This window comes from Halobacteroides halobius DSM 5150 (genome assembly GCF_000328625.1).
Taxonomy (GTDB): Bacteria; Bacillota; Halanaerobiia; order Halobacteroidales; family Halobacteroidaceae; genus Halobacteroides; species Halobacteroides halobius.
This window is the reverse complement of record NC_019978.1, coordinates 2,101,517-2,126,470: the sequence shown is the minus strand read 5'-3', so window position 1 is coordinate 2,126,470 and position 24,954 is coordinate 2,101,517. Positions and strand designations below refer to the sequence as shown.

General features: G+C 33.2%; 24 protein-coding genes and 1 other RNA gene. 24 read left to right on the top strand and 1 reads right to left on the bottom strand.

The genetic code is table 11. The features are described from left to right. Positions 1-44: 44 nt before the first annotated feature. The 8 genes from HALHA_RS10395 (at position 45) to HALHA_RS10360 (ending at position 7,764) form a co-directional block, all read left to right on the top strand. On the top strand, positions 45-365 hold the full coding sequence (locus HALHA_RS10395; RefSeq protein ID WP_015327723.1) for a PTS sugar transporter subunit IIA: 321 nt from the start codon (positions 45-47) through the stop codon (positions 363-365). Positions 366-424: 59 nt separating this feature from the next. Continuing rightward, positions 425-1,342, top strand: coding sequence for an HPr(Ser) kinase/phosphatase (gene hprK / locus HALHA_RS10390; protein ID WP_015327722.1), 918 nt, complete (start codon positions 425-427; stop codon positions 1,340-1,342). A gap of 27 nt (positions 1,343-1,369) precedes the next feature. After that, positions 1,370-1,846, top strand: coding sequence for a HutP family protein (locus HALHA_RS10385; protein WP_015327721.1), 477 nt, complete (start codon positions 1,370-1,372; stop codon positions 1,844-1,846). 89 nt (positions 1,847-1,935) lie between these two features. After that, a complete protein-coding gene (locus HALHA_RS10380; protein WP_015327720.1) occupies positions 1,936-3,285 on the top strand; it encodes an MATE family efflux transporter in 1,350 nt (449 codons plus the stop codon). A 103-nt stretch (positions 3,286-3,388) separates the two neighbouring features. Further along, positions 3,389-3,739, top strand: a complete 351-nt coding sequence (locus HALHA_RS10375; RefSeq protein WP_041607810.1) for an alpha-amylase domain-containing protein — start codon at positions 3,389-3,391, stop codon at positions 3,737-3,739. A 184-nt stretch (positions 3,740-3,923) separates the two neighbouring features. Next, positions 3,924-6,377 carry a glycoside hydrolase family 13 protein gene (locus tag HALHA_RS10370; protein WP_015327719.1) on the top strand — a complete coding sequence of 818 codons (2,454 nt, stop codon included), beginning with the start codon at positions 3,924-3,926 and terminating at the stop codon, positions 6,375-6,377. A gap of 112 nt (positions 6,378-6,489) precedes the next feature. Beyond that, positions 6,490-7,368, top strand: coding sequence for a glucodextranase DOMON-like domain-containing protein (locus tag HALHA_RS10365; protein WP_015327718.1), 879 nt, complete (start codon positions 6,490-6,492; stop codon positions 7,366-7,368). Positions 7,369-7,443: 75 nt separating this feature from the next. Continuing rightward, complete coding sequence (locus HALHA_RS10360; RefSeq protein WP_015327717.1) at positions 7,444-7,764, top strand: carbohydrate-binding protein; 321 nt, start codon at positions 7,444-7,446, stop codon at positions 7,762-7,764. 103 nt (positions 7,765-7,867) lie between these two features. Here the strand turns inward: HALHA_RS10360 and HALHA_RS10355 are convergent, their stop codons facing one another. Continuing rightward, on the bottom strand, positions 7,868-8,170 hold the full coding sequence (locus HALHA_RS10355; RefSeq protein WP_015327716.1) for a hypothetical protein: 303 nt from the start codon (positions 8,168-8,170) through the stop codon (positions 7,868-7,870). Positions 8,171-8,382: 212 nt separating this feature from the next. Between HALHA_RS10355 and HALHA_RS10350 the strand changes: the two genes are divergently transcribed. The 16 genes from HALHA_RS10350 (at position 8,383) to ssrA (ending at position 24,953) form a co-directional block, all read left to right on the top strand. Beyond that, entirely contained in the window at positions 8,383-9,297 is a 915-nt protein-coding gene (locus HALHA_RS10350) for a hypothetical protein (protein WP_015327715.1), read from the top strand. Between the two features lie 4 nt (positions 9,298-9,301). After that, positions 9,302-10,042: a phosphatase gene (locus tag HALHA_RS10345; RefSeq protein ID WP_015327714.1), complete on the top strand. Its 741-nt coding sequence runs from the start codon at positions 9,302-9,304 to the stop codon at positions 10,040-10,042. Positions 10,043-10,054: 12 nt separating this feature from the next. After that, the gene (locus HALHA_RS10340) at positions 10,055-10,792 is read left to right on the top strand and encodes a PHP domain-containing protein (protein WP_015327713.1); all 738 of its coding nucleotides are present in this window, start codon (positions 10,055-10,057) and stop codon (positions 10,790-10,792) included. Positions 10,793-10,840: 48 nt separating this feature from the next. After that, on the top strand, positions 10,841-11,704 hold the full coding sequence (rapZ, locus tag HALHA_RS10335; RefSeq protein ID WP_015327712.1) for an RNase adapter RapZ: 864 nt from the start codon (positions 10,841-10,843) through the stop codon (positions 11,702-11,704). A 12-nt stretch (positions 11,705-11,716) separates the two neighbouring features. Continuing rightward, entirely contained in the window at positions 11,717-13,006 is a 1,290-nt protein-coding gene (locus HALHA_RS10330) for a gluconeogenesis factor YvcK family protein (RefSeq protein ID WP_015327711.1), read from the top strand. Positions 13,007-13,037: 31 nt separating this feature from the next. Then, complete coding sequence (whiA, locus tag HALHA_RS10325) at positions 13,038-13,973, top strand: DNA-binding protein WhiA (protein ID WP_015327710.1); 936 nt, start codon at positions 13,038-13,040, stop codon at positions 13,971-13,973. A gap of 244 nt (positions 13,974-14,217) precedes the next feature. Further along, positions 14,218-15,234 carry a sugar-binding transcriptional regulator gene (locus HALHA_RS10320; protein ID WP_015327709.1) on the top strand — a complete coding sequence of 339 codons (1,017 nt, stop codon included), beginning with the start codon at positions 14,218-14,220 and terminating at the stop codon, positions 15,232-15,234. Positions 15,235-15,284: 50 nt separating this feature from the next. Beyond that, on the top strand, positions 15,285-16,286 hold the full coding sequence (gene gap / locus HALHA_RS10315; protein WP_015327708.1) for a type I glyceraldehyde-3-phosphate dehydrogenase: 1,002 nt from the start codon (positions 15,285-15,287) through the stop codon (positions 16,284-16,286). A 100-nt stretch (positions 16,287-16,386) separates the two neighbouring features. Continuing rightward, positions 16,387-17,574: a phosphoglycerate kinase gene (locus HALHA_RS10310; protein ID WP_015327707.1), complete on the top strand. Its 1,188-nt coding sequence runs from the start codon at positions 16,387-16,389 to the stop codon at positions 17,572-17,574. 119 nt (positions 17,575-17,693) lie between these two features. Beyond that, positions 17,694-18,446 (top strand): triose-phosphate isomerase, encoded by a 753-nt coding sequence (gene tpiA, locus HALHA_RS10305; protein WP_015327706.1) that lies wholly within the window; start codon positions 17,694-17,696, stop codon positions 18,444-18,446. An 18-nt stretch (positions 18,447-18,464) separates the two neighbouring features. After that, positions 18,465-20,000 (top strand): 2,3-bisphosphoglycerate-independent phosphoglycerate mutase, encoded by a 1,536-nt coding sequence (gene gpmI, locus HALHA_RS10300; RefSeq protein ID WP_015327705.1) that lies wholly within the window; start codon positions 18,465-18,467, stop codon positions 19,998-20,000. Positions 20,001-20,034: 34 nt separating this feature from the next. Beyond that, a complete protein-coding gene (gene eno, locus HALHA_RS10295) occupies positions 20,035-21,315 on the top strand; it encodes a phosphopyruvate hydratase (protein ID WP_015327704.1) in 1,281 nt (426 codons plus the stop codon). A gap of 143 nt (positions 21,316-21,458) precedes the next feature. Then, positions 21,459-21,680, top strand: coding sequence for a preprotein translocase subunit SecG (gene secG / locus HALHA_RS10290; RefSeq protein ID WP_015327703.1), 222 nt, complete (start codon positions 21,459-21,461; stop codon positions 21,678-21,680). 128 nt (positions 21,681-21,808) lie between these two features. Continuing rightward, the gene (gene rnr / locus HALHA_RS10285) at positions 21,809-23,932 is read left to right on the top strand and encodes a ribonuclease R (protein WP_015327702.1); all 2,124 of its coding nucleotides are present in this window, start codon (positions 21,809-21,811) and stop codon (positions 23,930-23,932) included. A 139-nt stretch (positions 23,933-24,071) separates the two neighbouring features. After that, entirely contained in the window at positions 24,072-24,524 is a 453-nt protein-coding gene (gene smpB, locus HALHA_RS10280; RefSeq protein ID WP_015327701.1) for an SsrA-binding protein SmpB, read from the top strand. 68 nt (positions 24,525-24,592) lie between these two features. Next, positions 24,593-24,953, top strand: a transfer-messenger RNA (tmRNA) gene (gene ssrA / locus HALHA_RS13345). Position 24,954 lies beyond the last annotated feature (1 nt).

Sequence of the window (24,954 nt, the reverse complement as noted above, 5' to 3'; positions counted from 1 at the left end):
GTAATGGTTTGTTTAGAATATAACTTATACAGGAGGGGTAAATTATGTCTCAACAGGTAAACTTAAATAAGGTGGCTTTTAATATTACTTTACATGGTGGCAATGCTAAGGATTTAGCTCATGATGCTTTAAAGGCAGCAAAAGAAGGTAATAATGAGCGAGCAGAAAACTTACTAGAAGAAGCTAGAGAAGAGTTTAATAAAGGACATGAGGTTCAATCTCAGGCTATGAAACAGGATGATAAAGAGGATAAGGTTTATACTAATATGTTATTGGCCCATGCAATGGATCATTTGATGGCTGCTAAATCGGAAATGGTATTAATTGAGGAATTGATTGAGTTACACCAAAAAGTAGAAGGATAAGTAAAGAGATATACAGGCCTTAATAAATACTATCTAAATGAATGGTTTGGAGTGAAAATATGAAAGAATTAACTGTTCAAGAAATAATTGATGAATTTGGATTAGAAAAAACAAATCAAGTAGTTGTTAATCGGGACGTTACGGTTAGTGATATTAAGCGACCAGGACTAGAACTTGCAGGTTTTTTTGATTACTTTACTCCAGAGCGGATACAAATTCTAGGACGAACTGAAATATCATTTTTAAAAGAGTTACCCAAGGAATTATTAGTTGAAAGGGTAAAAAAGTTTGTCAGTTATAATATTCCGTGTATTGTAGTTACTAGAGGAATGGAACCACCACAGATACTAATAGATTTAGCCACTGAGGCCGAAGTTGCAATTTTAAGGACTGATTATTCAACAACGAGTTTTGTTAGTAGGTTAACAGAATACTTAGAAGAAAAATTTGCTCCTGAAGTTACTAAACATGGAGTTTTGGTAGAAGTTTATGGTGTGGGAGTCTTCATAAAAGGTAGTAGTGGGATTGGTAAAAGTGAAAGTGCTCTAGATTTAGTTAAGAGAGGACATCGTTTAGTAGCTGATGATGCTGTAGTAATGAGTAAAGTAATGAGAAATACTTTAGTAGGCTCATCACCAGATATTTCTGAACATTATATGGAACTAAGAGGTTTAGGTATAATTAATGTTAAGACTTTATTTGGAGCAGGTGCTATTAGGGAAGAACAACATATAGATTTTATTATTGAATTAGAGGAATGGAATGATAAACAAACTTATGATCGTTTAGGTTTAGAAGAAGAAAGTCAGGAAATCTTAGGTGTTACATTACCTAAAGTAACAATTCCAGTGCGACCTGGTAGGAATTTAGCTATGGTAATGGAAGTTGCAGCTATGAATTTTAGATTGAAAAGTATGGGGTATAATGCAGCGGAAGAATTTACCAAAAACCTTAATCAAGCTTTAAAGGATAAATAATATAATAAAACAAATGGGGTGACGTGTGTGGATTTAAGTGATTTTACGGCAGAAGATTTTGTTACTATTAATAAAGATAGAGCTTTAGGTAAGATGGCTACAATGTTAGCAATGGTGAAAGATAAAGCTGATGATAAGTTAGTAAACACCTTTATGGAAGAAGGGTATAATGCGGTAATTACTAGAGCTGGAGGAAAAGGTGAAGAGTTAAAGAATAAAGTATTACGTAATGCCTTAGGTGCAGCTGTAAAGGGAAATGTTATTGGTGATGATATTCAAAATCGTAGAGTGCTAACTCGTTGTGTTGAACGGGCTTTAACAGGATTAAATGGGCCAATGAGTAGTATATCAGGAGCTGGAATTAAGATTGGAATTGTTAAGCATGGTGTTCATTTGGCAGTGGCAATTCACGGAAAGATTGGAATCCCTGGCTTAGAGGTTGACCATGAGATTTCAGGTTTAGGAGTTCATTATTATGGTTTAAGACGTGAGGAAGATAAATAAATTATAAAAAGGGTAGATATTATCTCTGCCCTTTTTTAATAGCTTGTGAAAACGTTTGAATAAGCTTTATTGAAAGAAGGGGGTAATGAATGGGCCAAAGTGAGCTAAAAAAAGAGATAATAAACTTATCAGTACCAGCAATTGGAGAAATGTTTTTACAATTAGCTTTAATTAATGCTGATACAATTATGCTTGGTAGGTTAGGTGGTGTTGCTTTAGCAGCAGCCGGTTTAAGTAAACAACTTGCAGGAATAAATACTATTATTTTATTTGCTATAGCAACCGGTACTACTGCTTTAGTAGCTAGGTATGTAGGGGCTAAAGACTACTCATTGGCTAGTAAAGTAGTTAACCAGTCTATATTGATTGGATTATTATTAGGAGGTTTGATCTTTGGAGTTGGTTTCTTCTTGGCCTCAGTAAGTCTAAAGTTGCTAGGAGCAAAACCGGAAGTTTTAAACCTAGGAGTTGACTATTTAAAGATTATTTTATCTTCAGTGATTCCAGCTGCTTTAATGATTATTGGTAATAGTGTTTTACGGGCTGGAGGAGATACAAAGTCTCCAATGATTGTAACGGGGGTAATTAATATAATCAATATTGTAGGAAACTATTTGCTTATTTTCGGGATAGGTGTCTTACCTAAGTTAGGGCTTATTGGAGCTGGAGTAGCTACTTTAGTGGCTAGAAGTGTAGGGGTAGGAATTGTGATTTGGAGGTTGGTTAATAATCAATTTGGGATTGAGCTTAATTATAAACAGATACTTAAGTTCGATTTTAAGGTTTTAAAGCAAATTTTACGAATTGGAATTCCCTCTGCTTTTGAAAGATTTGCTTTTAAAGGTGGACAATTAGTTATTATGCGGGTTATAGCTATTTTAGGTACAGTAGCAGTAGCTACTAGACAGATAGCTTTAAGTATAGAGACTTTTTCCATCTTACCAAGTTATGGATTATCAATCGCTACTACTACTTTAGTAGGGCAGAAACTGGGAGCTAAAAGAGATGATGAAGCTAAAGAAGGAAGTTTATTAGCTAATAAGTTTGGTATACTTGCTACTTTAGTGTTAGGAGGTTTATTCTTTCTCTTCCCTAAACAGTTGGCTAGAATTTATACTTCTGACCCTAAGTTAATACCTAAAGCAGCGCTTTGTTTACAGATTTTAGCCTTGGCCCAGCCTGCTAAAGCTTTAAATATGATTCTAGGTGGAACATTTCGAGGAGCAGGTGATACTAAGTTTCCTATGTATTTAACTTTTATAGGAGTATGGGGTTTATCTTTACCACTTACTTATTTACTAGGGGTTAAATTATCATTAGGATTAGTAGGAATTTGGCTTGCTATGGTAGTAGATGAATGGTTTAGAGCTTTAGTTTGTATCTATAGATTCAACACAAATAAATGGAATAGAGTAGAACTCAATCAATTACCTGGGTAAAATATATTTTTTTGATTTTTTTGCAGGAATATTATAATCAGTTATCTTAACTAGAGCTTACGCTACTCCAACTGTATTTTGGAAGGACTATTATACTTGGAATATGAAAGAAGGATTAAATAAGCTAATTGAAGCTAGAAAGTATTTTGCTTACGGGCCAAGCCACGAAGGGCCAAGTGATAATGATGTTTATAGCTATATTCGGGAAGGATTAAATAGTACTCCAGGGACTGGTTTAGTAATGTTAATCTCTGATGGTACTAGTGGTGAAGTTGTTTCTAGGACTATTAATTCAGCTCGGCCTAATACCACTTATATTGATTATACAGGGAATATTTCTGGTCGAGTAACTACTGATGCCACTGGTAAAGGTAATTTTAAAGTTAAATTATCTGAAGCTCAAGGATGGTCAGTTTGGGTACCACTCAAATGGGAGAGTTGGAAAGAAAATTAAAAGAATACAATTTATTTTAAAACTAGGGAGGATTTTTTAAATTAATATCTAAAGAAGACAATATAAGAGTATATTTTATAAGATTTATAATTTGATTTTTAGTCTATGCAAACGTTTTAACAAATGATCTATAAGCCTAGAAGATCATAAGTTCATTTGACTAAATAAAAGTAGGAGGTAGATCATGTTTATTAACCGCAAAAAATTCACTATTGTTGTTTTAGTTACTTTACTTATTATGGTATCAACTTTTAGCTTTGCTCAGGTTAAAAAAAGATATCAGACTGTAGTATTAAGAGGGAGTTTGGCTCCATTAGACTGGAGTTCTAATGATAATCCACTAACTTATAATCAATCTACTAAGACTTGGCAGAGCAATCCTATCCAACTAACAGGAGGAAAGACACTTCAGTTTAAGTATGTTTATGATGATCAGTGGATGCCTGGTGGTAACTTAAAGTTTACCCCGCCCCAGAGTGGGAAGTATGTATTTAAGTTTCATCCTCAAAAGGAGCGTAAGGTAGATGTTCAGTTAGTCAGTCAGTACCAGGGCCAAGCTACTTTACAAGTTACTGTACCATCTGAAACACCTCAGTGGACTAATCTTACTTTAGGTTCTAGTCTAAATAATTTTAATTATACTATAACCAAACTAAAGAGGAAGAAGAATAGAGTATGGACTATTAAGTTATCTGGGAAACCAGGAGAAAAGTTTACTTATCAGTATGCTTTAAATGATAAAAAATATTTAGAGACTAGAAAGAGATTACGGCAAGCAACTTTCACTAAAGAAAATAAAGTTTATACAGATCGAGTTGTAGCCTGGGAGAAGATACCAGTTGCTAAGAGTGTAACCCATGATTTTAGTTATCAGCCATCAATTCCTAACAGTAAAGAAGAAGTACAGATTAGAGTTACAGTTAAGCATTACGGAAATATAGATACTGGAGGTATCTATTATACTACTGATGGTTCAGCCCCTGTAGGTAAAAGAGGCACAGTTAAGAATGGTCAATTTGCATCTTTACAAATAACAAAATCAACTACTAAGGGAAAGATTACAAAATCAACCTTAACTGGAACTATTCCAGCTCAAGAGAATAGGACCCCTGTTAAATATATAATTGATGTTTGGGATAAACAAAGTCAAGGTTCTCAATTTGCAGATACAAATAGTTTGACTCCTCAAGGAGCGACTGAGTTTGCTTATTATGTAGATAATTATCAAACTCCAGATTGGGCCAAAGATGCAATCATCTATCAAGTTTTTGTAGATCGCTTTAGAAATGGTAACCCAAACAATGATAAAGTCGGTGTAGACCAGTTACCTTATAGCCAGCAGTTAAAGAAATGGATGGGGGGAGACTTAGTAGGTTTAAAAGAAAAATTAGATTATATTGATAAGTTAGGGGTCAATGCTATCTGGATTTCTCCAGTTTATAAAGGGCCTTACTCTCATGGTTATCACCCAGCAAGTTTTAAAAAGATTGACCCTCATTTTGGTAATAAACAAATCATGAAAGAAATTGTCAAAGCAGCTCATAAGAGAGGGATTAAAATAATTTATGATTTTGTAGCTAATCACAGCTCTAATCGACATCCTTTCTTTCAATCAGCCTTAGAAAAAGGTAAAAGAAGTAAGTATTACGATTGGTATACATTTACTGATTGGCCTAATAAGTATGAAACATTCTATAGTATTAAAGAGTTACCAGAGTTTAATAATAACAATTATCAAGCAAGAAATTATATGTTAAATGAGGTAGTTGCTTACTGGTTAAACGAAATTGGTATAGATGGTTTTCGACTTGACTATGCTAAAGGGCCAAGTTATAGTTTTTGGGTAGATTTCCGGCATAAAGTTAAAAGTATTAAACCTAATGCCTATATCTTTGGTGAAGTCTGGGCTGACCGAAAAAAGATTAATTCTTATGCAGGAGAATTAGATGGAGCTGTAGGTTTTGAAATGCAAGGAGCATTTTATGATACATTTATTAAAGATAAGTCTATGGCAGTATTGAATAAGACTGTAGAGCAAAACCAAAAGGTTTATCCAGATGAATATGTAATTAATACTTTCTTAGATAGTCATGATATGCCACGTTTTATTTTTGAAGCAGGAAATAATCCGCAAATACTAAAGTTAGCTGCAGCAGCTCAATTTACATTACCAGGAACTCCAATTATTTATTATGGTGATGAAATTGCTTTATCTCAAAGTGGAGACCATAATAAAGTGAATACATGGAAGGACCGCTATTATCGGGAACCTATGCCGTGGGATAAAGAAAAGCAACATTTAGAGAAACCAAATTTAGCTGTTAAAGCTTATTATAAAAAATTAATTAAGTTACGTAATCAAGAAATAGCCTTAAGAAGAGGAAATTACCAAAGCATTCATGTTGCTGAAGATATATTAGTTTTTGCCCGAACTTATAAAGGAGAAAAAATTATAGTAATGATTAATAAAGGCAAAAGTGGTCAAAGTTTCTCAGTACAAAAAATATTAAAGCAGAAATTAAATGCAAAAGATGCAGTGGTTAATTTAATGACTGATCAGAAACTAACTACTGATAGGGAAGGTAATTTGATTTTACATGTTGCTCCTCAGACTGTAGGTATTTATGAGCTGAATTAGATTTTAAGTGCTCCCTTGGGAGCACTTTTTTTATTAGCTATGTAATACATATATACTTGTTTTCTCTCATAAATATAAGCAAGAGAAATGATGAGGAGGAGCGGATTCAAATATGACTAGGAAACTAAGATTTAGCTTATTAATGTTAATTATTATAATGTTATTGTCTCCTGTAATTAGAGCTGAAGAAAAAAGTATTTTTAAACTAAGAGATCCAGTCGGAGATGAATATGGACCAGGTAGTTATACGTATCCTACTAGTGAACAGTTTAGTCCTTATGAAGGACTATTTGATTTAATGAATTTTAAGGTTGAAGCTACAGCTGATAAATATAATTTTTATTTTAAATTTGTAGAAGTAACTAATCCTTGGCATGCTCCATACGGGTTTAGTCATCAATTAATTCAAGTTTATATCGATAATCAAGATGGAGGTATTACAGAAACTTTTAAACCAGGAGCGCGGGTTAAATTTGAAGAACAGCATCCGTGGGACAAATTACTTAAGATAACCGGTTGGTCAGTAGAGTTATATTCTTCTAGTGATAAGGCTGAAGTAGAAAATAGGGTACAGGAGGCTCAAGTAAAATTAAATGATAAGACTATTAAATTGACTATTCCTAAAGAAAAAATTGGTGATTTAAAAGAAGCGCACTATTATGTATTAGTAGGAGGACTAGATGGTTTTGGCTATGATAACTATCGGCCAGTGGTAGAAGAAGCACAAGGTTGGAAGTTTGGTGGTGGGACAGATACTGAGTTGAATCCTAATGTGATAGATACATTAGTACCAGAAGGTATGAGTCAAAAGGAGATACTAGGTAGTTTTGATTTAGATGAAGGAAGGGTAGCTACTTTACGAGCGGTGGGCCCTGATCTTAGTCTATCTCTTAAGTTTATGATTATTATAGGTTTTATAGTGATTTTAGTGCTTACCTTAGTAGGAGCAGTCTTTAAATTTGTAACAAACAGGATTGGTAATTTTAGATAAATTTTATTACTTATAAAATAATTAACTTAGGATAAACTAGAACTAGTAATAAATTAAGTAAAGGAGGCAAAACACATGGAAGATAACGGAGTACAAGTTAACCCTACTCCAATTACTGCTGGAGAAAGAATCACTATAAATTATCAAGGATTGCTTGCTCAATCAGGAGCAGACCAAGTATATTTACATGCTGGAGTAGGAATGGGAGATAATTGGCAAGATGTAACTAATATTCAAATGAAACAAGAGCAAAATGGGGATTGGGTCGCCCAATTAAGAATTAATAGTGCAGAAAGATTTAACTTTTGCTTTAAAGATAGTGCAGAAAATTGGGATAATAATTCTGGGAATAATTGGAGTTATGAAGTTCATAATGGAGATTTATATACTCAATAGACTAGATTACCTCCGGTTAACCGGAGGTAATTTTATAGTGTAATAGTTACTTATATTAGCCATTATCTTTACAAAACTAAGGAGCAATTGCTCCTTAGTTTATTTATTCATCATCGTCATTAATTACTTCTATTACTCGTTTATCTTTAGGGGTGATTCTTTTTCCTGCCTCTACTTGGTAGTTATCATTTTCTAATTTACCTAGTTCAATTTGATTTCTTTCATTTCCCATAAGTGGTTCTATTACTCCTTTAGTCTCAGGGCCAATCTCTGTACCAGTCTCCATATCATAATTATAGTTAGCATTGTTTAATGGGGGTTGATCTTCTGTTGTATCATCTTTAAGCCAGTAAAAATAAAAGACGCCTAACCCCAGTAAAATAATAATAGCTGAGATCCATAGCATTAAGGTCCACCTCTTTTTAGTGTGATCTAGTCTTAATATGCTTAATATTAGTTTTAAGTATTCAAGTTTGGATAAAATATTATAAGACTTGATTTTTAGCAGGAAATTAGAATAAATTATGGAATTAATAAGTATAGAAATCAGATTATTTTCTATTAAATATAGTATAAATTAAGTGATAGAGAAAATAAATAAAGTTAGAGGAGGAATTTATGCTGTTTAAAATAGGTTTAGCGCTAGTTATTACTCTGTTATTTTATCTACGTTATAAAGTGGGTTTTAAGCTTAAAGTTTTATTTCATCCTATCTTATTAACCCCTTTAGTAGGTTCTTTTTTTGGTTGGGGCGGATTTACAACTGGAGTTTTTTTAGGTGCTTTAGTTGAACTTTTATGGGGGAGTAATCTAGTTGATTATAATACAGGATTAAAGTACGGATTATTAGTTAGTTTGTTAACAATAGTATTGATGAATTTAACTAATAATATCAGTTTGTATTTTAATCTTACCTTAGTAGTAATATTAGTTTATAGTTTTCAAGAGAGTCTAGATTTTCTTGAGCAGGAGAGATATTTTAGTGGCTTGGTTTTTTTGTTTAATCTATTAGTATTAAGTAGTGCCCCATTAATTAAAATAATGTTAGGTTGGATTCCAGCCCAGTTTATAAATAGTCTACAGGTAAGTGGAGGATTAATCCCGATAATAGGACTAGCTTTGTTTTTAAGTCAAGGAGTTAATCCTATTTTTGCAAGAGATAATGTGTGGTACTATGCTTATGGAATTGCTACTTTAGTTACTGCTATTTTTGCTTTTAATAATTACTACTTTGGACTTATCTTCTTTCCTGTAGTCTGGTATACGATATATTATTTGTGGGATCAGATTCGGAGTTTAAAGTTTAAGGATTATCTTAAATTAAGTATAGCTGTTTTAGCAGTTATAATAGCATCTGAGATTATAGAATTAAGGAGTCAACTATTGACTGGAGCTTTACAATATATTTTATGGATTGATCTTTTATTGGTATTATTTGCGGGGTTGAGATTTTTTAAATTAACTACAATAGAACTTTATTTTATAGCAATATTATTAGGAATTATAGGTTCACAATATGGATTATTGAGGTGATAAAATGAATTTAGTTGTTGATTTACATACACATACAGTTGCGAGTGGGCATGCTTATTGTACAGTTAATGAATTAGCAAAGGCTGCAAAAGAGAAGGGGATTAAAATGATAGGAATAACAGACCATGGGCCAAGTATGCCTGGTGGCGCCCATCCATATCATTTTGCCAATTTAAAAGTTTTGCCTAAAAAAATAAGTGGGGTTAGAGTGCTAAAAGGGATAGAGGCCAATATAACTGATAGGCAAGGGACATTAGATTTATCTACTACTGATTTAGCCAAATTAGATATTGTATTGGTTGGATTACATAATGATACTGGATATAACCCCAAAAGTAAGAAAGAAAATACTAAAGCTATGTTAAATGCTATTGTTAATCCATTAGTTGATATTATAGTGCACCCTGGAAATCCTGCTTATAAAGTCAATCTTAAAGAAGTAGTTCAAGCTGCTAAGGAGCATGATACTTTATTAGAAATTAATAATAGTTCCTACCATAGTCGACCAGGTAGTAAAGAGCGTTGTATTGAAATTGCTCGACAAGCTAAAAAGGAAGGTCTTAAATTAATTTTAGGAACTGATACCCATTATGCAGACCAGTTAGGTTTATTTCCCGAAGCGATTAAGATTATAGAAGAAGCTGGATTAGAAGAAGGAGATATTATCAATACTTCATTAGAGAAAGTAAAAGATTTTATTAATTCTAAAAGAAAGATTAAAGAAGAAATCTTAAATAAAAGGTAGAAGGTGAAATAGATGGAGGTTTATGCTGATTACCATACTCATACTCATCATAGTCATGGCCAAGGGACTATTAGAGAGAATATTGAAGCTGCAATTGAGCAAGGGTTAGAAGAGATAGCAATTGCTGACCATGGTCCAGCCAGTCATAGTTTAGTTAAGTTAGGGGTAGAAGATGCTGTTACTTTATTAGAAATCAAGAAGAAAGTTGAAAAATATGATAGATTATATCCTGAAATTAAAGTATTATCAGCAGTAGAGGCTAATGTGGTTAGCTTAGAGGGAGAGTTAGATGTACCTAATTTTATCTTAAAAGAGTTAGATAAGGTATTAGTAGGATTTCATTTATTTGTAAAACCTGCTAGTTGGCGAGATGCAGTAGGAATTATTTTTAATAATTTAGTTTTAGAACAAGTAGGAATAAAGCAAGAAGAGATTAGATATCAAAATACTGAATTATTAATTAAGGTGATGAATAATTATGATATTGATATAATTACTCATCCTGGCTATCAGATTAATATTGATACTGTAACTTTGGCCCAAAAGGCAGCTAAGCATAATGTAGCTTTGGAGATTAATACAAAACATCTACCTAAAAAAGAATACATAAAAAAAGCTGCTGCGCAAGGAGTTAAATTTAGTTTAGGAAGTGATGCTCATAAGCCTAAACGGGTAGGGGATGTTAAAGATTCACTAGCTATTGCTAAGCAGATAGGATTAACTGCTGATAGGATTATTAATGTTAAGTAATGATGAGTACACACTGAAATTGTAAACTAATAAGGTGAGGTGGATAAAGTGGCAGAAGAGGTTGATTTTATTATAGTTACAGGAATGTCTGGAGCAGGTAAATCAGAAGCTATTAATGTGTTAGAGGATCTTGGTTATTTTTGTGTTGATAATTTACCGCCTGCTTTAATCTCTAAATTTGCAGAGTTATGTAGCCATTCTAATGATAAAGTTAAAGATTCAGCTTTAGTAATTGATATTAGAGGGCGTGACTTCTTTGATAGTCTATTTGAGGAACTATCTAAATTAGAAACTGCTGGCTTTAATTATCGAATTCTTTTTTTAGAGGCTGCTACTGATGTATTAATTAACCGTTTTAAAAAGACTAGGCGACGCCATCCTTTAGCTCCAGAAGGTAGAATCTCGGAGGCAATTAATTTAGAAAGAAATAAATTAGAAAAAATAAGAGGTGCAGCTGATAAGATAATTGATACTACTGAGTTAAATCCTAAAGAATTAAAGAAAGAGATTGAAGGTAGTTTTGTAAAAAATACGAAAAAAGATCAAATAACCTTATCAATCCTTTCTTTTGGCTTTAAGTATGGAGTACCTTTAGATGCTGATTTAATGTTTGATGTTAGATTTTTACCTAACCCCCATTATGTTGATTCTTTAAGACCATTGACTGGTGAGGATAAAAGAGTGCAAGATTATGTTCTAAAGTGGCCAATTACAAAGAAGTTCAAACATAAATTATTTGATATGATTGATTTTTTATTACCCCAGTATATTAAAGAAGGAAAAACTCATTTAACAATAGCTATTGGTTGTACAGGGGGGCATCATCGTTCTGTGACATTGGTTGAAAAATTATATGAGGAGTTTAAGGATGAATATAATGTATTAATAAAGCATCGTGACTCCGATAAATAGGGAGTGTCTGTAGTGAAGAAACTTAAATGGTTATATCCAGGAATGAGGTTTAAAAGATGGTTGGCCCTAGTAGGATTAGGAATTCTATTAGTTAGTGTTGGAGTAGCAATTTTAATTGGTTTTGAATCATTAAGTCTAATAGAAAGTGTCTTGATTGAACTCGTCTATAAAATCACAGGAAAATTTACTCCACTAATTAATAAAGTTTTAGGAGCTATAATAATTATCATTGGATTATATTTTGTAGGCTTTGGAATCAAACGAATGATTAATTCAGTTTATGACGTTTTATTGCCAGAACAAGATACTGAATTAGTAGATTTATTTTATCAGAAACGATATTTAAATAAAGGGCCAAAGATTGTAGTAGTTGGAGGAGGGACTGGTTTATCTACTTTGCTACGAGGACTTAAAAAGTATACATCAAATTTGACAGCTTTAGTAACAGTAGCAGATGATGGAGGTAGTTCTGGAATGTTAAGAGAGGAGTTAGGGATCTTACCTCCCGGAGATATTAGAAATTGTTTAGTAGCTTTAGCTGATACTGAGCCACTAATGGAGAGTCTATTTCAGTATCGCTATAAGAAAGGAACTGATCTAAAAGGACATAGTTTTGGTAATTTATTTATTGCTACTATGTCAGAGATACTAGGTGATTTTGAAGAAGGAGTTAAAGCTTCAAGTGAAGTATTAGCTATTAGAGGACGAGTATTGCCGGCTACTTTAGAAGATGTAACCTTATCTGCTCGGTTAAAGAATGGTACAGTAATTGAAGGGGAATCCCAAATCCCTGAGGCCCAAGGAGAGATTGAACAGGTATTTATTAATCCAGTTGATAGTGATCCATTACCAGCAGCTTTAGAAGCTATTAAAGAAGCCGATGCAATTATTTTAGGGCCAGGTAGTTTATATACTAGTGTATTACCTAATTTATTGGTTGAGCAATTAAGTAGTGCTATTAAAAAGACTGATGCATTAACTGCTTATGTTTGTAATGTAATGACCCAGCCTGGTGAGACAGATAATTATACCGCTAGTGATCATGTGCAAGCTATCTATGATCATATAGATTCAGAGATTATGGATTATATACTAGTTAATAATGAAACTATAGAATCAGAGCTAATAAAAAAATATGCTGAAGAAGGATCTAGTCCTGTTGAAGTTGATTTAGATAAATTACATGAGCAAGGTTTACAAGTTATTCAAGAGTCAATGATTAACCAGTCTGATTTGGTTAGACATAATTCTGATAAATTGGCTAAAGTAATTATGAATTTAGTTGTAGAAGAGTTAAAGTAGTAATTTCAAACTAGAAAAGTTAGGTGATAGTATGTCATTTACAGATAAGGTTAAGCATGAAGTAGTGCGAAAAGATAATTCTAATCAGTGTTGCCATTTAGCAGAGTTAGCTGCACTAATTAAAGCTGAAGGAAGTTTAGAGATAATCAATAATAGTTTAGCGTTAAAACTAGTCAGTCAACAAGCAGTTGTAGCCCGTAAATTATATAAATTATTGCAGGAACAATTTGATTTTGTAACGGAAATAATAGTTAGAAAGAAGATGTATCTAGATAAAGGGAATTATTATATTATTAAGGTTGGCCCGCAACCTGGAGTTAAAGAATTACTAGTTGAGTGTGGATTAATAGATAAGACTTATTCTTTAAATTATAAAATTAAAGAGCAGTTTTTGGATAGTTTATGTTGCAAAAAAGCTTATTTAAAAGGGTTATTTCTAGCTAGTGGGTCTATTAGTCATCCTGAAAAAGAGTATCATGTAGAATTTAGAATAAATTATCAAGAATATGCTACAGAACTGATTAATTTATTTAAGGAGTTTAAGATAGATATTAAATTTAGGCAGCGTGATGATATATATTTGTTATATCTTAAAAAAGCAGAGGATATTAATAAAATGCTAAATTATATAGGGGCCCATTCTGCTTTATTACAGTTTGAAAATGCTCTAGTTCATAAGAAGGTAAGAAATAGAGTTAATAGATTAGTAAATTGTGAGACGGCTAATTTAAATAAGACTGTAGCTGCTGCACAAAGACAACTAGAGAATATTGAATTAATTGATGAACTAAAGGGGCTAGATAATTTAGCACCTAGTTTACAAGAGATAGCTCAGCTAAGGAGAGAAGATCCGTATTCTAGTTTAAAAGAGTTAGGAGAAAAGATAGATATAACTAAATCAGGTGTAAATCACAGATTTAGAAGACTAAAAAAAATAGCTCAAGAGCTAAAAGGAAATAAAAATTAAAAAAATTTATTTTTTTTGCAGGATATATATATTTAGTCTAGAAACTTAAGTATGGAGACGGTGGGATAAATAAATCTCACCGGGGTTTAATTGTCCCGACTAATTTAAAAATAGTAGGATGTTTATTGAATAATAAGTTGTGTATCTTACTATAATAAGAATGTAATTTTATTTTTGAAAGTACTGGGACAATTTTATACAAAGGGACATTTGTGTCCCAGTTTTAAGGATTGAGGGATATTCTATGACTAATTATTTTAAGTTACAGCAAAAAATTGCTCCAGAATTAGTTAAAATTATTGATAGAAGATATATGATTCTTAAAATGATTTATCGTTTTAAGCCAATAGGACGCCGTTCTTTAGCTAAAAAACTAGGATTAAGTGAACGGACTGTAAGAAAGAATCTAAACTTCTTGAAAGAAAAACAATTTATTTCAACTACTAATGCTGGAGCACAGATTACTGAGGCAGGAATAAGGATTTTATCTGACCTGGATGGTTATATTAAAGAACTGAGGGGCACTAAAGACTTAGAAAGAAAGCTAGCTAAGGTTTTAGGGGTAGAAGTTCATATTGTTCCTCAAGGGCCAAACTATAATCAGTCTAAATGTGAATTAGGGAGATTCTCAGCTGAGTTTTTAACAGAGTTGGTTGGCCCTAAAGATATAATTGCTGTAACGGGAGGGACTACTTTAGCTACAGTAGCTAAGATGATGACACCACTGAAGAAAAAATTAGATGTTAATGTAGTCCCCGGTCGAGGTGGATTAGGAGAGCAGGTAGAGATACAAGCAAATACTATTGCTGCTAAGATTGCTAACAAGTTAGGTGGAGAGTACCATTTATTACATATACCTGATAATTTAAAGGCAGATACTATTTCTCAGTTAGTTATAGAACCTTCTATCAAACATATTCTTGATTTGGCTAAAAGTGCTGATATTTTGGTTCATGGTGTAGGAACTGCTCAAGTAATGGCAAAGAGACGTAAGATGTCAACAAGTAAAATTAAGAAACTAGAGGAAAAAGGTGCTGTAGGAGAGAGTTTTGGTTATTATTTTAATCAAGCTGGGCAAATTGTTTATTCTACAGCAAGTGTTGGATTAAAACTATCAGATTTGGTTAAGATAAAAAAGGTAATTGCTATTGCTGGAGGAGAGTATAAAGCAGAAGCTATTTTAGCAGCCGTTTCAGATAAATATCAAGATGTTTTAATTACTGATGAAGAAGCTGCTAATAAAATCTTAAATTTAGTTTAAGTTTACAATTTTATTTATAATAAATTTATCCTAAATAAGGGGGAGTTAAAATGACAAAAAAAGTTGCAATTAATGGATTTGGACGAATTGGGAGAGGTTTCTTAAGACTTATTAATCAAAGAGGTGTAGACTTAGAGATTGTTGCTATCAACGACTTAGTTGATGTAGAAAATTTAGCTTATTTACTTAAGTATGATTCTGTACATGGTAAGTTTGATGGTACAGTAGATACTAATAATGGGAACTTAGTTGTTAATGGTAAAGAGATTGAAGTTACTGCAATTAAGAATCCTGTTGAATTACCTTGGGATGAAAAGGATGTAGACCTTGTAATTGAGTCTACTGGAGTATTTAGATACAAAGAAGATTTAGAACAGCATTTAGAAGCTGGAGCCGACAAAGTTCTATTAACTGTACCTGCTAAAGATGAGCTTGATAATACTATCGTATTAGGTGTTAATGGTGATGAGTTATCTGATGATGATAAGATTGTTTCTAATGCATCATGTACAACTAATTGCTTAGCTCCATTAGCTAAAGCGTTAAATGATGAGTTTGGTATTGAAAAAGGATTAATTACTACTGTGCACGGATATACTGCTAGCCAGGCTATCTTAGATGCTCCTGCAAGCAAAACAAGAAGAGGTAGAACTGCTGCTGAAAATATTATTCCTACAACTACTGGTGCAGCAATTGCTACTACTAAGGTATTACCTGAATTAGAAGGTAAGATTGATGGTATGGCTATGCGAGTTCCAGTTCCTAATGGTTCTTGCGTTGATGGAGTATTTACTCTAGAACAAGATGTAACTGCAGAAGAAGTAAATGCTGCTCTTAAAGCAAAAGCTGAAGGAGAAATGGAAGGCGTATTAGGTTATACTGAAGAGCCACTTGTTTCTCGAGATATTATGGGTCAATTTGAATCTTCTAAAGTTGATGCTGGAGCGACTATGCAAGTTGCTGATAATATGGTTAAGATCATTTCTTGGTATGATAACGAATTAAGTTATACTAATCGAGTTATTGACTTAGCTCTTAAGATGATTGGTTAATAGAAATTAATTGTGGGGCCAACTTTTGTGTGGCCCTACCTTATTATATTAGGATAATAATTGATTTTACGTATCAATTAAAAATCACGGAGGTGTAAGCATGGATAAGAAGGTTCTAAAGAATGTTAATGTAGATGATAAGCAGGTTTTAGTAAGAGTTGATTTTAATGTACCTGTTGATGATGAAGGTAATGTAACTGATGCAACAAGAGTTGAAGCTGCTTTGCCTACAATCAAGTATCTACTTAAGCATGATGCTAAAGTTATTTTAATGGCCCACTTTGGTCGTCCAGGTGGAGAAGTTAAAGAGGACTTACGTTTAGATCCTGTAGCTCAAGTTTTATCTAATAAATTAAATAAAAAAGTTACTAAAGTGGATGATACTGTTGAAGAAGATGCGCAAAAAGCAGTTGCTAATATGGAAAAAGGTGATGTTGTATTATTAGAGAATACTAGATTTAATCCTGGTGAAAAGAAGAATGATCCAGAATTCTCTAAGCAATTAGCTCAATTTGCTGATATCTATGTTAATGATGCTTTTGGTGCTACTCACAGAGCTCATGCTTCTACTGCAGGAGTTGCTGATTATGTAGATGAAGCTGTTGCTGGTTTCTTAATTCAAAATGAATTAGAAACAATGGGCCAAGCAGTTTATAATCCAGAGCATCCTTATGTAGCAATTATTGGTGGTGCTAAAGTATCTGATAAGATTGGAGTTATTGAAACTTTAATTGAAAAGGTAGATGCTTTATTAATTGGTGGTGGAATGGCCAATACCTTTATTGCTGCTCAAGGTTATGAAACTGGTGATTCTTTAGTTGAAGAAGATAAAATTGATTTAGCTGGTGAACTAATTGAAAAAGCTAAGGCTAAAGGAGTTAATTTAGTACTACCTGAAGATGTAGTAATTGCTGATGACTTTGCTGCTGATGCTGATAATAAAGCTGTACCAGCTGATGAGATTGAAGAAGGTTGGCAAGCTTTAGACATTGGCCCTAAAACTATAGAGAAGTTTAGTGCAGTACTTAAAGATGCTAAAACAGTAGTTTGGAATGGACCAATGGGTGTCTTTGAAATGGATGCTTTTGCTAAAGGAACTAATCAAGTAGCTAAGACTTTAGCCAATCTTGATGCAATGACTATTATTGGTGGTGGAGATTCTGCAGCTGCTGTTAAGAAGGCAGGTTTGGAATCTGAAATGACACATATTTCTACTGGTGGTGGAGCTTCACTACAATTCTTTGAAGGAAAGCCATTACAAGCGGTAGAAGCACTAGATAATAAGTAAATATAGTTTTGGGTTGAGGCTAGGGTTAAATTTTTCCTTTGCCTCCACCTTATCCTTATTTTTAAGGGATATTTACATAATTTCAAAGTATAATTTAAACTACAGAAGGAGTGATTTTTATGCGTACACCTTTTATGTGTGCTAATTGGAAGATGCATAAAACTGTTGAGGAAGCAGTAGAAATGGCAAAAGAATTTAAAGAGTTAGTTGCTGATGTAGATGATGTAGAAGCAGGAATTTGTGCTCCAGCAATTGATTTATATCCACTAAACGAAGTATTAGCTGATACTAATGTTAAACTTGGATCTGAGAATATGTACTACAAGGAAAGTGGTGCTTATACTGGTGAACTATCTCCAGCTATGATTAAATCTGTTGGTTGTGAATATGCAATCATTGGTCACTCAGAAAGAAGAGAAATTTTTGGTGAAGATGATCAATTGCTTAACTTAAAGCTAAAAACAGCTTTTGCTAATGATATTAAGCCTATTTTATGTATTGGAGAAAAATTAGCAGAAAGAGAAGCTGGTGAACATTTTGCTAGAGTAAAGTTTCAATTAGAAGCTGATTTATCTGGTATTGAAGCAGAAGATGTAAAAGATATGGTGCTAGCTTATGAGCCATTATGGGCTATTGGTACTGGAGAAAGTGCTACACCAGAGCAAGCTGAAGAAATCATTAAATTTATTAGAGAAACAGTTGCTAAAATGTATGATGAAGAGACTGCTGAAGCAATTAGAATTCAATATGGTGGCAGCGTTAAGCCATGGAATGTAGAAGAGATTATGGCTCAGCCAAATATTGATGGTGCCTTAGTAGGAAGCGCTAGTTTAGAAGCTGAATCTTTCTCTAAGATAGTGAAGTTTAAATAGTATAGAGAGGTGATAAATGTGGCAGCACCAAAGCCGTTAGCATTAATAATATTAGATGGGTTTGGTTGTAATTCGAATGAAAAAATGAATGGTGTTAAAGCTGCAAATACACCAAATTTTGATAAATTATCGAATGAATACCCAAGCACAACTGTGGAAGCTTCTGGGAAAGCAGTAGGATTACCTGACGGACAAATGGGTAATTCAGAAGTTGGTCACATGAATTTAGGTGCTGGTCGGGTTGTATATCAAGATTTTACCAGAATTAATATGGCAGTTAGAAATAATGAATTAGTTGATAATGAAGCTATAGCTAAAGCGATAGAAAAAGTTAAGAACCAAGGTACTGCTTTACATTTAGTAGGATTACTTTCTGATGGTGGAGTTCATAGTCATATTAATCATTTATTTGGTTTATTAGAAATGGCTGAAAGAGTAGGTATAGAAGATGTTTATGTTCATGCTATTTTAGATGGACGGGATACTCCTCCTCAAAGTGCCAAAAAATATGTAGAGCAACTAGAAGATAAGATGAAAGAATTAGGTGTAGGACAGATAGCAACTATTGGTGGACGTTATTATTATATGGATCGTGATAATAACTGGGAACGAACAGAAAAAGCCTATAATGCTATGTGTCTTGCTGAAGGTAATAGAGCTAAGTCTGCTCTAGAAGCTATTGAAGCTTCTTACCAAGAAGATGTAACAGATGAGTTTGTAATTCCTACAGTAATTACTGATAATAGTGAAGTTGCAGAGGATGATTCAATTATCTTCTTTAATTTTAGAGCTGATAGAGCTCGACAATTAACTCGAGCTTTAAATGATACAGACTTTAATGGTTTTGATAGATCTAGTTATTCAAACGCACACTTAGTTTGTATGACTGAGTATGACGAAACTATTGATGCACCTGTTGCTTTTCCACCAGTTGAATTAGAGAATATCTTCAGCCAAGTTCTTGCTGATAATGATTTAAAGCAGTTAAGAACAGCTGAAACAGAAAAGTATGCTCATGTAACTTTCTTCTTTAATGGTGGTAAAGAAGAAGCATTCAAGGGAGAGGACCGAGAACTTATTTCTTCTCCAGATGTTGCTACTTATGATCAAAAACCTGAAATGAGTGCTTATGAGGTTACAGATAATTTAGTAGAAAAGATTGCTGAACAGGATTATGATGTAGTTGTTTTAAATTATGCTAATCCTGATATGGTAGGTCATACAGGAGATTTTGATGCTGAAGTTGAAGCTTTAGAAGTAGTTGATGAATGTTTAGGTAAGACTGTAGATGCTATTTTAGAGCAAGGAGGATCAGCCTTAATTACTGCTGATCATGGTAATGGTGAGCAGATGGTAGATTATGAAACTGGAGAGCCATTTACTGCTCATACAACTAACCCAGTTCCATTTATCTATGTAAATCCGAAGCATAAGGATGCTAAATTAATTAAAGATGGAAAATTAGCTGATTTTGCTCCTACCATGTTAAACTTATTAGGACTTGAGGTTCCTGAAGAAATGACAGGCCAACAACTTATTGTAGAAAATAATTAGTAAGTAATCAATTAAAAACTAGGAGGGTATAAATATGTTAGAAATTGTTGAAGTTTTAGCTAGAGAAATTCTTGATTCAAGAGGTAATCCAACTGTTGAGGTAGATGTTTATTTAGCAGGAGGTGCTATGGGAAGAGCTGCTGTTCCTTCTGGAGCTTCTACTGGTGAAAATGAAGCTTTAGAATTACGAGATGGTGAAGAACGATATCGAGGGAAAGGTGTTCAAAAAGCAGTTAGTCATGTTAATGAAGATATTGCCCCTGAAATTATTGGTTTACCTGCAGACGAACAAGTTACAATTGATAATTTAATGATTGAATTAGATGGAACTGCAAAAAAAGAAAATCTTGGTGCTAATGCTATTTTAGGTGTTTCTATGGCAGTAGCTAAAGCAGCTGCTAATCAATTAGGTTTACCACTATATCAGTATTTAGGTGGAGTTAACGCTAAAGAGTTACCAGTGCCTATGATGAATATTCTAAATGGTGGAGAGCATGCTGATTCTGCTGTAGATATTCAAGAGTTTATGATTATGCCAGTTGGATTCGATAATTATAAGAGAGGATTACAAGCTGGTTCTGAAATCTTCCATGCTTTACAAGGTATCTTAGCTGAAAAAGGAGATGTAACTGCAGTAGGTAATGAAGGTGGATTTGCTCCGCGTGATATTGATGGTACTGAAGGAGCTATTGAAATAATTCTAGAAGCAATTGAAAAAGCTGGTTATGCTCCTGGTGATGATATCGTACTTGCTTTAGATGCAGCTGCTAGTGAATTCTATGAAGATGGAAAGTATAACTTCAAGCGTGAAGGAGCAGTAAGAACTAGTGAAGAAATGGTTGAGTTTTATGCTGAGCTAGTTGATAAGTATCCAATTCAGTCTATCGAAGATGGATTAGATGAAGATGACTGGGATGGTTGGGTGAAATTAAATGAAGCATTAGGAGATAAGATTCAGATTGTTGGTGACGATCTATTTGTTACTAATACTGAATTTTTAGCTAAAGGAATTGAGTTAGGTGCTGCTAATTCTATCTTAATTAAGGTTAATCAAATTGGTACAATTACTGAAACTCTTGATGCTATTGAATTAGCTAAGAGAAATAATATGACTGCTGTTGTATCTCATAGATCTGGAGAGACTGCTGATGATACAATTGCTGATTTAGTGGTTGCTACTAATGCTGGTCAAATTAAAACTGGTTCTGCTTCTCGGTCTGATAGAATGGCCAAGTATAATCAGTTATTAAGAATTGAAGAAAGATTAGCTGTGACTGGTCAATATAATGGATTAGCTAATTTTTACAATCTATAAATTTAAGTTAAGTTAAATTATTAAGGGCAGGGTAACCTGCCCTTATATTATTAATTGACTATTTTTTTGGAATTATATAGATTGCTTTTTTATTTTAAGTGTGTTAAAATATTTATTGGTATTTTAACAAGGAGGTAGAATAGATGGTATTTTTCCTTAAAGTATTATTAATTATTGTATCTATTACATTGATTGTTTCAGTATTATTACAATCAGGTAAAAGTGCAGGATTAGGTGGTATTGATGGTGGAGCTACTTCTTTATTTGGCGACCAAGGAAGAGGTCTTGATCAGGTTTTAAGTAAAGTAACTACAGTAGCGGCTGTTTTATTTATGATATTATCTTTGGTTGTTGCGGTTATATAGACAATCCATATTGTTTAAAGGCTCTTGGTTAAATTTTCATTTAATCAGGAGTTTTATTTTTTTATTAGGTTAGTATATAAAACTTCAATTTGAAAATAATAGAATATAAAGGATAATGGAGGGCAAATATGAGAATAAAAAAGACTATTTTGAACTTTATGAAAGAAAAAGCTTATAAGCCAATAACAGCTGAAGAATTATTAGAAGTATTTGAAATTCCTGAAAAAGATAAAAATATGTTTTTGGAAGTATTGGCTAAGATGGAATCTGAAGGTTCTATCATAAAGAATCGGAAAGAATGTTATGGTGTCCCAGAGAGAATGAATTTAATAGTAGGCCGTTTACAAGGTCACTCTAAGGGATTTGGATTTTTAATTCCTGATAATCCAGAACAAGAAGATGTTTATATTAATTTCAAAGATTTAAATGGAGCCATGCATGATGATCGTGTAGTAGTTAGATTAACTAGTAAGAAGAGTGGCAAGCGATTATCAGGAGAAGTAATTAAAATTCTAGAGAGGGCCAATCAACAAATTGTTGGTACATATGAGGATAGTGATAATTTTGGTTTTGTAGTTCCAGATGATTCTAGAATTAGTCATGATGTTTTTGTTCCAAAATCAGAAAGTAAAGGAGCTAAGGAAGGCCAAAAGGTTATAGTTAAGATTACTAGTTGGCCAGAAAAAAGTAGAAATCCAGAAGGTAAAGTAATAGAAGTTTTAGGTCATAAAGATGACCCTGGTGTTGATATAGAAGCAATTATTCGTAAGCTAGAATTGCCTGCTGATTTTCCAGCGGAAGTTATGGAAATGGTTAGTGAGATACCAGAGGAAATACCTGAGGATGAGAAAAAAAGAAGAAAAGATTTACGTGATGTGAAGATGGTTACAATTGATGGTGAAGATGCTAAAGATTATGATGATGCAGTTTCTATCGTCAATTTAGAGGGGGATAAGGTTCGATTAGGCGTTCATATTGCTGATGTAACCCATTATGTAAGGCCAGGAACGGTTTTAGATGAAGAAGCACGTAAGCGAGGTACAAGTATTTATTTAGTTGATAGAGTTATTCCTATGCTACCAGAAAAACTATCTAATAATCTATGTAGTTTACGCTCTAATGTTGAGAGACTAGCTATGTCTGTACTGATGGATTTTGATTTAGAAACTGGAGAATTATTAGATTATGAGATGACTGAAAGTATAATCGAAGTTAATCATCGTCTGACTTATAATAAGGTTAATAAAATATTAATGAAAGAAGATGAAGAGTTAATTAGTGAATATCAGGATGTAGTAGAAAAATTAAAGCTAATGACTCAATTATCAACTAAGTTAAAGGAGATTAGATCAGAAAGAGGCAGTGTTGATTTTGATTTTTCTGAGATTAATGTAATTTTAGATGAAGATGGTAAGCCTATTGATATAGTTAAGGCAGAAAGAGGAGTTGCTGAGAAATTAATTGAGGACTTTATGATTAAAACTAATGAAGTAGTTGCTGAAGCAATGTATGATAGGGAAATACCTTTTATCTATCGAGTTCATGAACAACCCAATATGGAAAAATTAACTGACTTAAATGAATTCTTGCATAATTTAGGTTATCATATTAAGGGGTTAAAAGAGGAAGTACATCCTAAAGCCTTACAGACAGTTTTAAATAAGGTAGAAGGGGAACCAGAAGAAAAAGTAGTTAGTACAGTTTTATTAAGAACTATGCAACAAGCTCATTATCATATACAAAATATAGGACATTTTGGGTTAGCTTCAGATTGTTATTCTCATTTCACATCACCAATTAGAAGATATCCTGATTTAATGATTCATCGGATTATTAAAGAAGTAATTAACCAACAATCTTTATCTAAACAAAGAAGAGAAGAATTAGAAAGCAATTTATTCTCTATAGCAGACCATTGTTCTATTCAAGAGAGGAAAGCTATGGATGCTGAACTAGAATCAAAAGACTTAAAGAAAGTAGAGTATATGAAAGATAAGATTGGACAAGAATATATTGGGGTTATTAGTAGTGTGATGCCTTTTGGTTTCTTTGTAGAGTTAGATAACGGAATAGAAGGTTTAGTTCATGTTAGCACATTACTAGATGATTACTACCATTATCATGAAGATAAATATGCCTTTATAGGTGAAAGAACTGCTAATATTTATAAATTAGGAGATGAAATAAAGATAGAGATTAGCAAAGTAGATCTTGCAGAAAGACAAATTGATTTAGAAGTAGTAACTGATTAAAGATTAATTTAATCTACAGGGGTACCCCTGTAGATTTTAATTGAATTTTTGTTGACATATGGATAATCTATGTTATAATAATAATTGGTCTTGGTAATAAGAGGAGTTCTCTTCTCTTAGGAGTTAAGAGGTGAAGAAGATGAAAACAATTGCAAAGAATCGTAAAGCAAGGCATGAGTACCATATTGAAGAGACTTATGAAGCTGGAATTGTACTCCAGGGGACAGAAGTGAAGTCTATTCGTGCTGGAAAAGTAAACCTTAAAGATAGCTTTGCTTTGGTTAGAGATGAAGAAGCCTTCTTGCATAATATGCATATTGCTCCATACAAAGAAGGTAATCGTTATAATCATGAACCAGAGAGAAAAAGGAAGCTATTGCTTCATAAACACCAAATTAAATCATTGATAGGAAAGACTAAACAACAAGGATATACTTTAATTCCTTTAAAGCTTTATTTTAAACATGATCTAGTTAAAGTTGAATTAGCTTTAGCTGAGGGTAAGAATCTTCATGATAAGCGCGAAGATATTAAACGTAAGACTGCACAACGTGAGATTCAGCGGGCATTGAAAGACCGGCAAAGATATTAGTAATTGACAATTAGTGATTGATATTGTATAATTAATTTCCAACTTAATAAAGCTTCTGAATATTCTATGGGGGTGTACATGGAAATCGACCTATAGAGTATGAGGGAGCAAGCGAGCCGAGATTACTATTAAACTCGTAAGATTAATAGTATTTAAATTTATTTGCAAACGATAATAATTACGCTTTAGCGGCTGCGTAACGCACCCGCTACGCTTATAGGGGTCTTGTCTGTGGGCGCCTATAAGTGTCATAATTAAGCAGGCTATCTATTTTCTGAAGCTTGTAGGAAGATAGTGAACTTATCAAGCTAGCAATTTTAAACCCTGCTTATGGGGGGTAAAGTTGCGAAACTAAATCATAAGCTACGCTCGTAGAAACTCCTAGGGTACTCTATGGGGACGGGAGTTCGAATCTCCCCACCTCCACCAA

Bases quoted from the DNA above. Each gene is read 5' to 3' on its own strand.
- HALHA_RS10395 (WP_015327723.1), top strand. From the start codon at position 45: ATGTCTCAACAGGTAAACTTAAATAAGGTGGCTTTTAATATTACTTTA.
- hprK (WP_015327722.1), top strand. From the start codon at position 425: ATGAAAGAATTAACTGTTCAAGAAATAATTGATGAATTTGGATTAGAA.
- HALHA_RS10380 (WP_015327720.1), top strand. From the start codon at position 1,936: ATGGGCCAAAGTGAGCTAAAAAAAGAGATAATAAACTTATCAGTACCA.
- HALHA_RS10375 (WP_041607810.1), top strand. From the start codon at position 3,389: ATGAAAGAAGGATTAAATAAGCTAATTGAAGCTAGAAAGTATTTTGCT.
- HALHA_RS10370 (WP_015327719.1), top strand. From the start codon at position 3,924: ATGTTTATTAACCGCAAAAAATTCACTATTGTTGTTTTAGTTACTTTA.
- HALHA_RS10365 (WP_015327718.1), top strand. From the start codon at position 6,490: ATGACTAGGAAACTAAGATTTAGCTTATTAATGTTAATTATTATAATG.
- HALHA_RS10360 (WP_015327717.1), top strand. From the start codon at position 7,444: ATGGAAGATAACGGAGTACAAGTTAACCCTACTCCAATTACTGCTGGA.
- HALHA_RS10355 (WP_015327716.1), bottom strand. From the start codon at position 8,170: ATGCTATGGATCTCAGCTATTATTATTTTACTGGGGTTAGGCGTCTTT.
- HALHA_RS10350 (WP_015327715.1), top strand. From the start codon at position 8,383: ATGCTGTTTAAAATAGGTTTAGCGCTAGTTATTACTCTGTTATTTTAT.
- HALHA_RS10345 (WP_015327714.1), top strand. From the start codon at position 9,302: ATGAATTTAGTTGTTGATTTACATACACATACAGTTGCGAGTGGGCAT.
- HALHA_RS10340 (WP_015327713.1), top strand. From the start codon at position 10,055: ATGGAGGTTTATGCTGATTACCATACTCATACTCATCATAGTCATGGC.
- whiA (WP_015327710.1), top strand. From the start codon at position 13,038: ATGTCATTTACAGATAAGGTTAAGCATGAAGTAGTGCGAAAAGATAAT.
- HALHA_RS10320 (WP_015327709.1), top strand. From the start codon at position 14,218: ATGACTAATTATTTTAAGTTACAGCAAAAAATTGCTCCAGAATTAGTT.
- gap (WP_015327708.1), top strand. From the start codon at position 15,285: ATGACAAAAAAAGTTGCAATTAATGGATTTGGACGAATTGGGAGAGGT.
- HALHA_RS10310 (WP_015327707.1), top strand. From the start codon at position 16,387: ATGGATAAGAAGGTTCTAAAGAATGTTAATGTAGATGATAAGCAGGTT.
- tpiA (WP_015327706.1), top strand. From the start codon at position 17,694: ATGCGTACACCTTTTATGTGTGCTAATTGGAAGATGCATAAAACTGTT.
- eno (WP_015327704.1), top strand. From the start codon at position 20,035: ATGTTAGAAATTGTTGAAGTTTTAGCTAGAGAAATTCTTGATTCAAGA.
- secG (WP_015327703.1), top strand. From the start codon at position 21,459: ATGGTATTTTTCCTTAAAGTATTATTAATTATTGTATCTATTACATTG.
- rnr (WP_015327702.1), top strand. From the start codon at position 21,809: ATGAGAATAAAAAAGACTATTTTGAACTTTATGAAAGAAAAAGCTTAT.
- smpB (WP_015327701.1), top strand. From the start codon at position 24,072: ATGAAAACAATTGCAAAGAATCGTAAAGCAAGGCATGAGTACCATATT.